Source organism: Mycolicibacterium grossiae (genome assembly GCF_008329645.1).
Lineage (GTDB): Bacteria > Actinomycetota > Actinomycetes > Mycobacteriales > Mycobacteriaceae > Mycobacterium > Mycobacterium grossiae.
This window is the reverse complement of the sequence record NZ_CP043474.1, coordinates 4,421,289-4,434,351: the sequence shown is the minus strand read 5'-3', so window position 1 is coordinate 4,434,351 and position 13,063 is coordinate 4,421,289. Positions and strand designations below refer to the sequence as shown.

Sequence of the window (13,063 nt, the reverse complement as noted above, 5' to 3'; positions counted from 1 at the left end):
CGACGGGTCGATGGCGCTGGCGTGACACTCGTCGGTAGTGCTAGCCCCCACGGCGCCGGACGTCCGCCGCGCTGACCGTTACTGGCGGCAGCCGCACTCGCGCAGCGTGACCGCGACCGCGTCGAGGGCCGGCTTGGCCACCGCGGACGGCGTGCCGGTGGACATCAGCGTGAAGGTCAGCGCCCGGCCGTCGACGTCGGTGACGATGCCGGCGAGCGCGTTGACGAAGTCGAGCGTGCCGGTCTTCGCCCGCACCCATCCGGCGCCCGGCGACGGGCTGACGAAGCGGTCCCACAGCGTGCCGCTGCCGCCGCCCACCGCCAGGTCGTCGACGAGCGGACGGAGTTCGTCGGCGGCGTCACCGTCACCCGTCGCGGCGGTGAGCACGTCGTCGAGCAGCCGCGCCGGGATGCGGTCCTCGGTGGACAACCCGCTGGCGTCGCGCAGCACGAGCCCGGAGACGTCGATGCCCGAGGCGGACACGGCGTCGGTCACCGCGGCCACGGTGCCCTCGAACGTGGCGGGTTTGCCTGCCGCGCGGGCGATCTCCCGTCCGATCGTCTCGGCGGTGACGTCGTCGGACTGCACCATCATCTGGTGCAGGCGCACACTCAGCGGTGCCGACCACACGGTGGCGATCGGCTCGGCCGTGGTCGGTGCGGTCCCGAGCGCCACGGTGCCGGGGTCCAGTCCGAGCCGCTGCGCCAGGGTGCGACCGGCATCGAGGGCCGGTGTCGCGGTGCGGGGCGAGTAGTCGACCAGCGGCGGTTGTCGGCCACCGTCGAGCATCACCGACTCGATGGGCGCGATGCTGCCGCCGGCGATGTCCACGGTGAGCCAGCCCTCGGCCATGCTCGGCTGGCCGAACAGCGAGTCGTCGACGAGCAGGCTCCGCACGGGGATCCCGGAGGCCACGATCTGCTCGACGAGGTCGTCGAGTCGGGGCGCGTCGGTGTAGTACCCGTCCTCGCCCGCGGGCTGGGCCGTCAGGGTGGGGTCGCCGCCGCCGACCAGCACCAGCTCGCCGGGTGCGGCGCCGGGCACCACGGTGGTGGGGATGCGGTGCGCCGGGGACAGCACGAGCAGCGCGGCGGCGGCCGTGAGCACCTTGGTGACCGAGCCGGGTGTCTGCGCGACGTCCGCGTCGCGCCGCCACAGCACGTCGCCGGTGGCGGCGTCGGTGATCTGGCCGGTGAGGACGCCGAGATCGGGATTGGCCAGCGCGGGCGCCAGGGCCGCGGCGAGCCCGTCGGCGCCGGGCGTCGGGGCGTCGGTGGTGAGGGCGGCCAGCGGGGTCGGCCGTGCGGCGGCGGGTCGGGAGGGCCCGGCGGACGCCTCGTCGGCGGCGCCGGCCCAGCGGGCGTAGGCGTAGCCGCCGACGCCGGCGATGACGAGCAGGACGACGACGGCAGCCACGAGGAGGCCGGTGCGGCGCCGCGAGGTCACGCCCGATTGTCGGGCACGCCCGTCGGCCCGGGCAAACCCGGGGCGGCTACTTGGTTCCGAAGATGCGGTCGCCGGCGTCGCCTAGGCCGGGGACGATGTAGCCGTGCTCGTCGAGCTGCCGGTCGACGGCGGCGGTGTAGATCGGCACGTCGGGGTGCGCGTCACCCAGGGCGGCGATGCCCTCCGGGCAGGTGAGCAGGCAGACGAACTTGATCGACCGGGGCCGGCACTCCTTGAGCCGCTCCACGGCGGCGACGGCGGAGTTGCCGGTGGCGAGCATGGGGTCGACCACCACCACGTCGCGCTCGTGCAGGTCGCCGGGCAGCTTGAAGTAGTACTCGACGGCGACGAGCGTCTTCGGGTCGCGGTAGAGCCCGATGTGGCCGACGCGCGCGCCCGGGACGACGGCCAGCATGCCGTCGAGGATGCCGCTGCCGGCGCGCAGGATCGACACGAAGACGAGCTTCTTGCCGTCGATCACCTCGCCGGTGGTCTGCTCCAGCGGTGTCTGGATCTCGACCTCCTGGGTCGGGATGTCGCGAAGCACCTCGTAGGCCATGAGCATCGACACCTCGTGGAGCAGCTGCCGGAAGCTGTTGGTGGAGGCGTCCTTTCGCCGCATGAGCGTCAGCTTGTGCCGCACCAGCGGATGGTCGACCAGATGAACGTCGTGCACGTCAGAACACCGTCCCGTCGCTGTCGATGGCCAAGGGTGGCAGCCCGCCGCGCAGCCGTTGAGCGGTGGCGCGGCCGGCCGCCCAGGTACCGCCCTCGAGGACGCAGGCCAGGGGTACCGGGACGCCGAGGTCGGCGCACACCGCGTCGGCGACGTCGTCGAGCAGGGCGACGGTCAACGCCCGCCACTCGACGACCAGTTCGTCCGCGGGCGTCCACGTCCGCTGCGTGGCGGTGGGGTCGCGTAGCGCGAGGACGCCGGTGTCGAGCAGCAGTCCGCCGTTGCGGTACTCCGGCAGCGCGGTCAGTTCGTCGAGGCCGTCGACGGTGACGCCGGCCCAGGCGAACGGTTCGAGCAGCGAGTAGGTGAGCCACTGCGACAGCTTGTGGAACGGCACCCAGCCCGCCGTGCCGTCGGCGCCGGGCACGGCGGCGTGGTGCCAGCAGTCGCCGAGCGGCACGCCGTCGACGGCGTTGCGCGACGGCCAGATCGGCGACAGCGCGTCGAGCAGTGCGGTCAGGATGGCGTGCGCGGTGACGTGCCCGGTGCCGGCGAGGGCGTCGTACAGGCCGCCGGGCCGTGCGGGCGTGCCGAAGACGTCCGGGCGGGCCGTCATGGCGTCGCCGAGGCGGCGCAGCACCTCCACCCGGCCCGCCAGTCCGACCATCGGATTGGCGGCGTCGACGCCGAAGGCGGTCGCGAGGGCGCGGGCGTCGAGGCGGCGCAGTCCGTCGGCGTCGGCTTGCAACGGCGTTGCGGCAGCACTGGAGAACAGGCCGGCGGTGAAGGCGTGAAAGCTCGCGACGCCGAGGCCTTCCGAGCGCGCGAACGTCGCGCCGGTGCCGGGTTCGCGGTAGCGCCAGTCGGGACCGGCGCCTGCGTCGAGCAGGACGCTGACGACCGTCAGGTCGATCATCGCGCGCGCCCGGTCGGCGGCGTTGAGGTCGCCGAGCAGTCGCTCGAGGGCGGCCTTGCGGTCGACGCCGCCGGCTTCGAAGTGCCGCCACCGGCTGTGGTAGGGCACCGCCAGGTCGGGGAAGCGGGTGCGGGTCAGCGTCGCGACATCGGCTGCGGCAGCAGCGATCCGGTCGTCGTGGACGGTGAAGTGCGGTGAATCGCCGGCGCGGGCGCGGGCGGTGAGCCAGCGGGCGCGCTCGCGAATCGTGGCGGTCGAGCGCAGGGTGGCGACCGCGGCAGGCGTCGTGGTCGTGGCGCTGCCGGTGGGCGGGGCGGGGCTCACGCGTCGAGCCCGCGGCCCTTGGCCTTCTTCAGTTCGTCGGCGTCCGGCACGGGGCCGGGCGTGAAGTAGCCCGCGGCGGTCTTGGCGTCGATCTCGACGCGGGCGTCGGCGGGGATGAGGTCGTCGGGGATGTTGACCCGCACGCCCACGTCGATGCCGGAACCGACGATGGCGTCGTACTTCATGTTGCTCATCGACACCAGGCGGTGGATGGTGCGGATGCCGAGCCAGTGCAGCACGTCGGGCATCAGCTCCTGAAAGCGCATGTCCTGCACGCCCGCAACGCATTCCGTTCGGGCGAAGTACTGATCGGCGGTGTCGCCGCCGAGCTGACGCTTGCGGGCGTTGTAGACGAGGAACTTGGTCACCTCGCCGAGCGCGCGGCCCTCCTTGCGCGAGTAGGCGACCAGACCGACGCCGCCGCGCTGAGCGCCGAGGATGCACTCCTCGATGGCGTGGGTGAGGTACGGCCGGCACGTGCAGATGTCCGAGCCGAAGACGTCGGAACCGTTGCACTCGTCGTGCACGCGGGCGGTGAGTTCGACGTCGGGGTTCGACAGGTCGGCGGGGGAGCCGAAGACGTACAGCGTCTGCCCGCCGATGGGCGGGAGGAACACTTCGAGGTCCGAGCGGGTGACCAGCTCGGGGTACATGCCGCCGGTCTCCTCGAACAGCGCGCGGCGCAGGTCGGTCTCGGTGCACCCGAAGCGGCGGGCGACGCCGGGCAGGTACCAGACCGGCTCGATGGCCGCCTTGGTCACCAGCGCGGCGCCGCCGTCGAGCAGGAACCGACCGTCGGGCCGCAGCCGGCCGCGGGCGATGGCGTCGGCGATCTCGGGCAGGATCACGTGCGCCTTGGTGACGGCGATCGTGGGCCGGATGTCGTAGCCGGCCGCGATCTGGTCGCCGAAGGCGTCGGCGACCGTGGCGCCCCACGGGTCGATGCTGACGATGGCGTCCGGGTCGGCCCACTGCGGATGCGGGCCGATGAGGTCGGTCGGCGAGGTATTGGTGAGGTCGGCGCGGTGCTGACGGGACAGCGCGCCGGCCGCGACCGCGAGCGCGCGGTAGACGCCGTAGGAGCCGCTGTGCGTGCCGATGACGTTGCGGTGGGCGCGCGTGGTGGTCGTGCCGATGACCGGCCCGCGTTCGGCGGCCGTCGCGGCGCCCCAGACGATGGGCGGGGCGTCCAGACCGCCGGTGTGCGAGGTCAGCCGGATGTGCCCGGCCGTCCTCGCAACGGCGGGCGCGGGTGTGGCATCGGCTGACATCGTGCCTCCTCGAGGGGGAGGAGCCAGCTTATCGAGTCGGCGGCGGGCGTGCCGTCGGACGCGCTCAGCCGGGTTCGGTGGTCGACGCCGTGACCGGCGGCGTGGCGACCGTCGGGGCCTCCGTGGCCTCGGGGGAGAGATCCACCGTCGTCTCCGCCGTGCTCATCACCGGCGTGGTGACGGGACCCGGCGGTGCCGGTTCCGGTTCGGCCTGGCTCGCGCCGCTCATCCCCACCGCTACCGCGGCGGCCACGATGGCGGTTGCTCCAGTCCAGCCCAGTACCCGGGCCGTCGTCGTTCGCATGATTCGCTCCTTCCGCCGGCGACGTCGTCGGCGCCGGCGCCGGCGAACTACCCGGATCGAAGCGAATCACGCATCGATCCGGACCCCGCGTGGTGGCGGGTCAGAGCATCGACGCGGCGCGTTCGACGTCGAGGAGCTGCTCTCCGTGACGTTCGGCGTCGTAGGCGGCGCGGCCGCCGCGGAGGCCGAACAGCCGTTTGGAGAACACCAGATACACGACGGCGGCGACGTTGATGGCGAACGTCACGGCACGCGTCGCGGTGACCCCGTGGGTCAGGTCGTAGACCTCCCACGGCAGGAACACCGACGTCGCGATGACGGCGAAGTACTCACCCCAGCGCTTCAGCAGCCAGAGTCCCACTGCCTCGACGAGTTCGAGTGCGGCATAGCCGGCCAGTGCGGCGACGATGAGCGCGAGGGTGCGTGGGTTGGCGGCCAGCGCCCTCTGGAGGTCGTGGACGAACGTCAACTGGTCGATGCGGAAGCCCGACTCCCGCAGCAGCGGCAGGGCGCGGTCGAACGCGGCCTGAAGCGACAGCCGCGCGCCGCGGAACTCCCAGACCCCCCACGCCGCCGCTGCCAGCACGAGTGCCCGCAGCAGTCGTTCGACCGCCAGTGCCCGGACGATGAAGACCTGCCGCAGCGCGGTGCCGCGCGCGACGAGGGGAGCGTCCTCGGCGGGGCCGGAGCCGTGCGCCGGTCCGAGGGTGAAGTCGCCGCAGCGCAGGCAGCGCCACACCTCTCCGAGCCCGGTGGTGCCCCGAAGGCGCGCGGCGAGTGCGGTGTCGACCGGGGCGTAGGTGACGTGCCCGGTGAGTGCGCACGTCACGAGCTCCCAGCGGCGACCGTCGTGGTGGCGTGTCGGCATCGACGTATCCTCCCCGTTCCACGCCCGCCGCGCCGCGGCTTACCCTCACCTCGTGCGCCGAATGCTTCGTCGTGTCGCGTCCGCGGTCATTGCGGCCGGTGTCGCGCTGGGCCAGGCGTCGCCAGCCTCGGCCGCCGACCCCGATGCGCTGTGGAAGATCGTCGACGGCCAGTGCGTGCCCGACCAGCAGGCGCACGGCGATCCGGCGCCGTGCGCGCTCGTCGCGGAGGGTCCCGGTGGGTTCGCCGTGCTGAAGGACCTCGTGGGCGCCACGCAGTTCCTACTGATCCCCACCGCGCGCATCACCGGCATCGAGAGTCCGGAACTGCTCCAGCCGGGATCGTCGAACTACTTCGCGGCGGCGTGGCGGGCGCGGACGTTCGTCGATCAGCGTGCGGGCGAGGTGCTGCCGCGCGACTGGCTCAGCCTCGCGGTCAATTCGGAGGTCGGTCGCACGCAGGATCAGTTGCACGTCCACGTCGACTGCGTGCGCAGCGACGTCCGTGACGCGGTGCAGCGTCACGTCAACGAGTTGGGTCCGGACTGGACGGCGTTTCCGGAGCCACTCGCCAGCCATCACTACGAGGCGACGGCCGTCCGGGGCGACGACCTCGACGGCGCCGATCCGTTCCTGCTGCTGGCCGACGGCATGCCGGGCGCGCGCACCGAGATGGGGCTGCACACCCTGGTCGTCGTCGGCGCGTGGTTCGGCGACGGCCGGCCCGGTTTCGTCGTACTGACCGACCGCGCCGACGGGACGAACCTCGCCAGTGGCGAGGAGTTGCAGGACCACGACGACTGTCCACCGCCGCGCAACACCTGGGCCAAGTGACTCGGCGACCGGCCCGCGGGGAGCCGGCCTCATCGTGTCCTCGGCGATTCAGCCGTCGCCCTCGACGTCGTCGACGAAGGTCTCGATCCGCGACAGGTCGGGCTTGGCGTCCGAGCCGTCCGGCCACGACTGCAGGGCCGCGACGCACGCGCCCTTGAGGGCGATGAGGTAGCTCGTCCGGTCGCCGTCGGACGCGGACACCAGCCGGCTGGAGGCCTGCGGGAAGACGGGTTCGAGCGCTGCGCCGACGCTGCTTCCCGCGTGCCCTGCGGGAGCCTGGCGCAGCATCTCGAGGATCTTCTCGATGTCGGACCGGCTGAATCCGGGGTATGCCTCCCGCAAATCGGCCTTCACGTCGTCCTTCACGCCCACTGGGTCGCCTCTCCGTCGAGTGCTCGTCGTCGAAGGGCGGTATACCCGATTCTGGGCGTTGCGAGCCGCTCGGTCCCCGAGCGGAGATTCAGACGTCGGTGTCGAGGTAGCGGATCTTGACCGGCGGTGCCGCGAGCAGCGCGGGCAGCCCCTCGATCTTGCCGTCGCCGGCGCGGTACGCCCGGTAGGCCTCGTCGTGCTCGACCGACTCCCACCGCTCGTAGATGATCCAGTGGGCGGGGTCGTCCTCGTCGACGATGACGTCGGTCGCGAGGTTGCCCTCGAAGGCGCGCGTGGTCTGCAGTTCGCGCCCCATCAATTCGCGGGCCGCGGCCACGGATTCGGGCTTGAAGCGCAATTCGAGGAGCACCGTGTTCGCCATCGTTCAGCCTCCGTTTCGTTCCAGCTCGATCACGGGGATGACCCGCGACGTCTTGCGCTGATACTCGCCGAATTGTGGTTCGACCTCGACCTGTTTCGCGTACACGGCGTCGCGCTCGGACCCGCTGAGCACCCGCGCGGTGACGCTGAACGCGTCGTTCCCGTATTCCACGGTGGTGTCCGGGTGGGCCACCAGGTTGTGATACCAGTCGGGGTGGGTGTCGGCACCGCCCTTGCTGGCGAAGACGTACAACCGGTCGCCGTCGACGTAGGGCACCAGCGGCGCGATGCGCTCGATGCCGGACTTGGCGCCGGTGTGGTGCACGAGGATGAGCGGCTTGCCCTCGAAGATGCCGCCGGCTCGTCCACCGTTCTCGCGGAACTCCGCGATCACCTGACGGTTCATCGCGTCGAAGTCCGTGGGCTCCGGCATGAACACTCCCTCGCGTGTCATCGGCGGCACGTGGCGTCGTGCCGGCGTCGTCAGCCTCAGCGGTCCGGATCGGACCGTTATTCCCGGGTAGCGGGATTCGACGGCGGTACTGGGCTTACACCTGCGCCATGCCACCGTCGATGCAGAGTTCGGCGCCCGTCATGAAGGTGCTGTCGTCGGAGGCGAGGAACAACGCGGCACCGGCGAGTTCCTCGGGACGTCCGAGGCGGCCAAGGGGCACATGCGTCGCCATCTGAGCGCGCAGAGCCACAGGATCCTGGCCGAAGTAGCGGGCCTGACCGTCGATGATGGGGGTGTCGAACGGGCCGGGCGACAGCACGTTCACCCGGTGGCCGCGGTCGGCGAACTCCGCCGCCCAGGTACGCGCGTAGGAACGTACGGCGGCTTTCGCGGCGCTGTACGTCGTCGAGCCGGCGAGGCCCTTGCTCGCCGTGATCGAGCCGACGAGGATGATCGACCCGCCCGGCCGTAGCAGCGGCAACGCTTTCTGCACGGTGAACAGCGTGCCTCGTGCGTTGAGGTCGAAGGTGTCGTCGAAGTGCTTCTCGGTCACCTCGCCGAAGTCCATCCGCTCGATGCTTCCGGCGTTCGCGAGGACGACGTCGAGGTGTCCGCTTTCCCGCTCGACGACGTCCATCACGGAGTCGAGATCGCCCGACACGGTGACGTCGGCGACGACCGCCGTGACGCGTCCCTGAATGGCGGCCGACGCGGCGTCGAGCGATTCCCGCCGTCGCCCCGTGATGTAGACGTGAGCACCTTCGCGTGCGAATCGCTGGGCGATCGCCAGTCCAAGTCCTGCGCTACCGCCGGTGACGAGGGCGGCCTTGTCCTTCAGGCGCAGGCCATCATCCAATGGTCGAGTCATGTTGTCGCCGTTCGCCTTTCGCATAATCCCACCAACGCGGGGGCCGGCACGGATCACGGTAGGGCGCTGTGTGCATAGACGCAAATAGTGGATCGTCATAATCTGCATTGACGTCTTCTATGACACGGCGAAAGGTGGCCGATGAATCTGCGCCAATACGAGTACGCGCTGGCCGTGGCGGAGGAAGGGTCCATGACGGCGGCTGCGGAGCGGCTGCGGGTCACGCAGCCTTCTCTGTCGCAGCAGATAGGCGCCCTAGAGAAACACCTCGGGGTGCAACTCTTCACGCGCACTCCGAGTGGGGTCACGGTGACGGTCGCGGGACGCGCCTTCCTCGCGGAGGCCGAGATAGCCACGACCGCATCGCGGCGGGCCATCACGGCCGCACGGGCCGCCGACGGTGAACTGACGGGCGAACTCATCGTCGCGGTTCACATGGGTCTCGGAGCGCGCCAACTGCCACAGGCATTGGGGGAGTTGCGTAGCGTGCACCCGAAGTTGCAGGTGACGCTTCACGAGGAGCCCGACCCGGCGGACATGGAGCGACTCCTTCGTCAGGGAGTTCTCGACATGGTCCTCGTGCATCGCATCCCCACGGGCTGCACGTTCGCCCCGCATCCTCTCGGCGAGGAGGCCTATGTCGCCGTGGTGCCGACGGCGCATCCGCTGCGGGCCGGCGGCGCCGCCCTTCGCCTCGACGACCTCGCGTCGCAGGGATGGATCCGCTTCCGGCGCGCGAGTCTCCTCGACGAGTACCTCGCCCGTCTGCTGGCGGATGGGGGTTTGAGTCCGCACACCGTCGCCCGCGCATCGCAGATCTCCACCGCGGTGCGGCTGGTGGCGCAGGGCCTGGGTGTGACGGTGGTCCCGGCCTCGGCCGTGCCAGAGGGCTTCGAAAATTTGGCATGCCCCTTGACCCCTGCGCTGACCGAGCCGGTGATCGCCGGTGTGCGTCCGCACCCGGGTACGGCCGAACTGGCCCTGCTGGAGCGCCTCGATCGACAGACCTGGTGCGGCAGGACACTTCTCGGCATTGCCGACTGAGGGATTCGAGGATCCGATCTCACGGGCTCGGCGCGGGTCGGTCGTGCATGCGACCAGTCCGCGGGAAAGGGGCCCTGGCAGTACCCGTATCGCTGGTGTCTCCCAGCCGCCCGCGCTCGAGCCTACCTTCTGGGCATGATGTCACCCGATTCGAGAAGGACGGCGCACGTGAAAGACGGTGCCTTTACTGCGCATTCGGCACTGTTCGATCTGACCGGACGACGGGCACTCGTCACCGGTGGCACGAGGGGCATCGGCATGATGATCGCCCGTGGCCTCCTGCAAGCCGGCGCCGGTGTCGTCATCAGCTCGCGTTCGGCGGACGCGTGCGCCCGGGCGCAGGAGGACCTGTCGACGTTCGGTGAGATTCGGGCCATTCCCGCCGATCTGTCCCGTCACGACGAGTGCCGCCGGCTGTCCGAAGTCGTCACCGCCGACTCGGGCCGTCTCGACATCCTGGTCAACAATGCGGGCGCGATGTGGGACGAGCCGCTGGCGACGTTCCCGGACGAGGCCTGGGACACCGTGGTCGACCTCAACCTGAAGTCGCCGTTCTGGCTGACCCAGGCCCTGCTGCCCGCGCTTCACCGTGCGGGCACCGCCGAGGACCCCGCTCGCATCATCAACGTCGGCAGCATCGCCGCCATCCACATTCCCAACCGGCCCAACTACTCGTACTCCAGCAGCAAGGCCGCACTGCACCAACTCACCCGAGTTCTCGCGAAGGAACTGGGTCCGCAGCACGTCACCGTCAATGCCGTTGCGCCTGGGCCGTTTCCGTCGACGATGATGGCGGCGACCCTCGACGAGTTCGGCGAGGCGATCGCGGCGTCGGCGCCACTGCGCCGCATCGGCCGTGACGACGACATGGCGGGTGTCGCCGTCTTCCTCGCCAGCCGGGCGGGGGCCTACCTGACGGGAGCCATCATCCCCGTCGACGGCGGGATCGCCACGACCGCGTAGTGGCGAGGCCGGGTTTACGGTGGGGGTGTGGCCGCCACGATCGACCTGCGCACCGAGATCCGAGACTTCCTCCGGTCACGTCGCTCCCGGATCACGCCGCAGAAGGCGGGCCTGTCCGCCTACGGCGGCCATCGTCGCGTGCCGGGTCTGCGCCGCGAGGAAGTGGCGCTGCTGGCCGGGGTGTCGGTCGAGTACTACGTGCGCATGGAGCGTGGTGCCCTGGCCGGGACCTCCGAGGCCGTGCTCGATGCGGTGGCCTCGGCTCTTCGCCTCGACGACGTGGAACGCGATCACTTGTTCGACCTCGCGCGCCAGTCCGCCATGCCGCCCGGTGGACGTCGTGGCGACCCGTCGACTACGGTGCGCCCGGCCTGGCAAGGGGTCCTCGACGCGATCACCGACGCGCCGGCGCTGATCCGCAACCGCCGCCACGACGTGCTTGCCCTGAACCATCTCGGCCGAGCGCTGTATGCGCCGATGCTCGCCGATGGGCGACGGCCGGCGAACACCGCGCGCTTCGTCTACCTCAATCCTGACGCCGCCGCGTCGTTCTTCGTCGACTACGACCGGATCAGCCCGAACGTGGCCGCGATGCTGCGGAGGGAGGCCATCCGCGATCCCCACGACGAGGATCTGGTCGATCTCGTCGGCGAGCTGGCGGCGGGCAGCGAACTCTTCCGCCGGCAATGGGCGACCCAGGACGTGCGGTTGCACGGCTACGGGCGCAAGCGCGTCGACCACCCGGCCGTGGGCCGGCTCGAGCTGGACTTCGAGTCCATGGACCTGCCCACCGAAGCCGGCCTGCAACTCAACGTCTACACCGCACCCGCGGGAAGCGCGGCCGCCGACGGTCTCGTCGCGCTGGCGTCGTGGACGGCCGGCGAGACGCGGTGACCGGGCGGCGCCGCTACACGCCGCCGCGGCGCAGCATCCGCCCTCGAGCGTTCCGGAAGTCGATCTTGTTGCCGCGCAGATAGGTACTGCGCACGACGCCGGCGAGGGCCCGCCCGTCGTACGGGCTGATCGGGTTCTTGTGATGCAGCTCGTGCACGTCGACGACCTGCGCGGACTCGGGCTCGAAGATCGCGAAGTCGGCGTCGTAGCCCAGCGCGATCTTGCCCTTGGTGTTCAGCCCGGCCAGCGCCGCGGGGTTGGCCGCCATCCACTGCACCACCTGGGTGAGTTCGATGCCGCGGCGCTTGGCCTCGGTCCAGATCAACGACAGACCGAGCTGCAGTGACGCGACGCCACCCCAGGCGACCCCGAAGTCGCCGTTCTCGACGTCCTTGAGGTCGAGCGTCGACGGTGAATGGTCCGAGACGATGCAGTCGATCGTGCCGTCGAGCAGGCCCTGCCACAGCAGCTCGCGGTTCGACGCCTCGCGGATCGGCGGGCAGCACTTGAATGCCGTGGCGCCGTTCGGGATCTCCTCGGCGAGCAGCGTCAGGTAGTGCGGACACGTCTCGACCGTGATCTTGACGCCGTCGCGCTTGGCGGTCGCGAGCATCGGCAGTGCGTCCGACGACGACAGGTGCAGGATGTGTGCCCGGACGCCGGTCCACCGTGCCCGCTCGATGACTTCGGCGATCGCCACGTTCTCGGCGCCGCGCGGACGCGAGGCGAGAAAGCGTTCGTATCTGTTGCCCTCGGCCGACGGTGCACGGTCGATGGCGCGGGAGTCCTCGGCGTGCACGATCATCATGGAGTCGAAGCCGGCCAGCACGGCCATGTCCTTCTCCATCTCGTCGGCGTCGAGATGCGGGAACTCGTCGACGCCGGAGTGCAGCAGGAAGCACTTGAAGCCGAACACGCCGTCGTCGTGCAGACCACGCAGATCACCGGTGTTGCCGGGGATGGCACCGCCCCAGAAACCGACGTCGACGTGCGTCTTGCCGGAAGCCGCCGCACGCTTGACGTCGAGTGCCTCGACGGTGACGGTGGGCGGAATCGAGTTGAGCGGCATGTCGATCAAGGTCGTCACACCGCCCGCCGCGGCGGCGCGGGTCGCGGAGTCGAATCCCTCCCACTCGGTGCGTCCCGGCTCGTTGACGTGCACGTGGGTGTCGACCAGACCAGGGATCATGACCTGCTGGTCGGTGAGTTCGACGGTCTCGGCACCGGTGAGGCCGCTGCCGAGCGGTTCGATCGCCACGATGCGGCCGTCGCGAATGCCGATCTCGCGAGCGACGATTCCTGCCGTCGTCAGCATGCGTTCACCGCGGACCACCAGGTCGAAGTGCGGTTGGTTCGACTGCTCGGGGCCGTCGGCGGTCATGGCTGCTCTCCGTCGTCACGGTAGTGATTCCTCATCGTGGAAGTTTTTCCCCACTGTCAGGTGACTCTA

The 13,063-nt window shown here is 70.6% G+C and carries 15 protein-coding genes; 4 read left to right on the top strand and 11 right to left on the bottom strand.

Features of this window, described 5'->3' with window-relative positions; all coding sequences use genetic code 11:
- Positions 1–78: 78 nt before the first annotated feature.
- The 6 genes from dacB to FZ046_RS21310 all read right to left on the bottom strand — a co-directional run bounded on the left by dacB (position 79) and on the right by FZ046_RS21310 (position 5,805).
- Positions 79–1,446: a D-alanyl-D-alanine carboxypeptidase/D-alanyl-D-alanine endopeptidase gene (dacB, locus tag FZ046_RS21335; RefSeq protein WP_149484314.1), complete on the bottom strand. Its 1,368-nt coding sequence runs from the start codon at positions 1,444–1,446 to the stop codon at positions 79–81.
- 46 nt (positions 1,447–1,492) lie between these two features.
- Positions 1,493–2,068 carry a uracil phosphoribosyltransferase gene (upp, locus tag FZ046_RS21330; RefSeq protein WP_070354068.1) on the bottom strand — a complete coding sequence of 192 codons (576 nt, stop codon included), beginning with the start codon at positions 2,066–2,068 and terminating at the stop codon, positions 1,493–1,495.
- Between the two features lie 55 nt (positions 2,069–2,123).
- Positions 2,124–3,362, bottom strand: a complete 1,239-nt coding sequence (locus FZ046_RS21325) for a URC4/urg3 family protein (protein WP_070354055.1) — start codon at positions 3,360–3,362, stop codon at positions 2,124–2,126.
- On the bottom strand, positions 3,359–4,633 hold the full coding sequence (locus tag FZ046_RS21320) for a GTP cyclohydrolase II (protein WP_070354054.1): 1,275 nt from the start codon (positions 4,631–4,633) through the stop codon (positions 3,359–3,361). Before FZ046_RS21320 ends, FZ046_RS21325 begins: the two co-directional genes overlap by 4 nt.
- A 64-nt stretch (positions 4,634–4,697) precedes the next feature.
- Positions 4,698–4,937 carry a hypothetical protein gene (locus tag FZ046_RS21315; protein ID WP_125939737.1) on the bottom strand — a complete coding sequence of 80 codons (240 nt, stop codon included), beginning with the start codon at positions 4,935–4,937 and terminating at the stop codon, positions 4,698–4,700.
- Positions 4,938–5,037: 100 nt separating this feature from the next.
- Positions 5,038–5,805: a DUF2127 domain-containing protein gene (locus tag FZ046_RS21310; protein WP_070354053.1), complete on the bottom strand. Its 768-nt coding sequence runs from the start codon at positions 5,803–5,805 to the stop codon at positions 5,038–5,040.
- Between the two features lie 61 nt (positions 5,806–5,866).
- Here FZ046_RS21310 and FZ046_RS21305 point away from each other — a divergent pair, with 61 nt between their 5' ends.
- Positions 5,867–6,637 (top strand): CDP-diacylglycerol diphosphatase, encoded by a 771-nt coding sequence (locus FZ046_RS21305; protein ID WP_070354052.1) that lies wholly within the window; start codon positions 5,867–5,869, stop codon positions 6,635–6,637.
- 48 nt (positions 6,638–6,685) lie between these two features.
- On the opposite strand, the gene FZ046_RS21300 is transcribed toward FZ046_RS21305, so the two are convergent.
- The 4 genes from FZ046_RS21300 to FZ046_RS21285 form a co-directional block, all read right to left on the bottom strand.
- Positions 6,686–7,003 (bottom strand): hypothetical protein, encoded by a 318-nt coding sequence (locus FZ046_RS21300; protein ID WP_125939736.1) that lies wholly within the window; start codon positions 7,001–7,003, stop codon positions 6,686–6,688.
- A gap of 94 nt (positions 7,004–7,097) precedes the next feature.
- Positions 7,098–7,391 (bottom strand): putative quinol monooxygenase, encoded by a 294-nt coding sequence (locus tag FZ046_RS21295; protein ID WP_070354050.1) that lies wholly within the window; start codon positions 7,389–7,391, stop codon positions 7,098–7,100.
- Between the two features lie 3 nt (positions 7,392–7,394).
- Positions 7,395–7,823, bottom strand: coding sequence for a nitroreductase family deazaflavin-dependent oxidoreductase (locus FZ046_RS21290; RefSeq protein WP_070354067.1), 429 nt, complete (start codon positions 7,821–7,823; stop codon positions 7,395–7,397).
- Between the two features lie 115 nt (positions 7,824–7,938).
- Entirely contained in the window at positions 7,939–8,712 is a 774-nt protein-coding gene (locus FZ046_RS21285) for an SDR family NAD(P)-dependent oxidoreductase (RefSeq protein WP_070354066.1), read from the bottom strand.
- 141 nt (positions 8,713–8,853) lie between these two features.
- Between FZ046_RS21285 and FZ046_RS21280 the strand changes: the two genes are divergently transcribed.
- The 3 genes from FZ046_RS21280 to FZ046_RS21270 all read left to right on the top strand — a co-directional run bounded on the left by FZ046_RS21280 (position 8,854) and on the right by FZ046_RS21270 (position 11,613).
- Entirely contained in the window at positions 8,854–9,756 is a 903-nt protein-coding gene (locus FZ046_RS21280) for a LysR family transcriptional regulator (RefSeq protein ID WP_070354049.1), read from the top strand.
- A gap of 138 nt (positions 9,757–9,894) precedes the next feature.
- Complete coding sequence (locus FZ046_RS21275; protein ID WP_211372296.1) at positions 9,895–10,719, top strand: SDR family oxidoreductase; 825 nt, start codon at positions 9,895–9,897, stop codon at positions 10,717–10,719.
- Positions 10,720–10,746: 27 nt separating this feature from the next.
- On the top strand, positions 10,747–11,613 hold the full coding sequence (locus FZ046_RS21270) for a helix-turn-helix transcriptional regulator (protein WP_070354047.1): 867 nt from the start codon (positions 10,747–10,749) through the stop codon (positions 11,611–11,613).
- Between the two features lie 13 nt (positions 11,614–11,626).
- On the opposite strand, the gene allB is transcribed toward FZ046_RS21270, so the two are convergent.
- On the bottom strand, positions 11,627–12,994 hold the full coding sequence (allB, locus tag FZ046_RS21265; RefSeq protein WP_070354046.1) for an allantoinase AllB: 1,368 nt from the start codon (positions 12,992–12,994) through the stop codon (positions 11,627–11,629).
- Positions 12,995–13,063 lie beyond the last annotated feature (69 nt).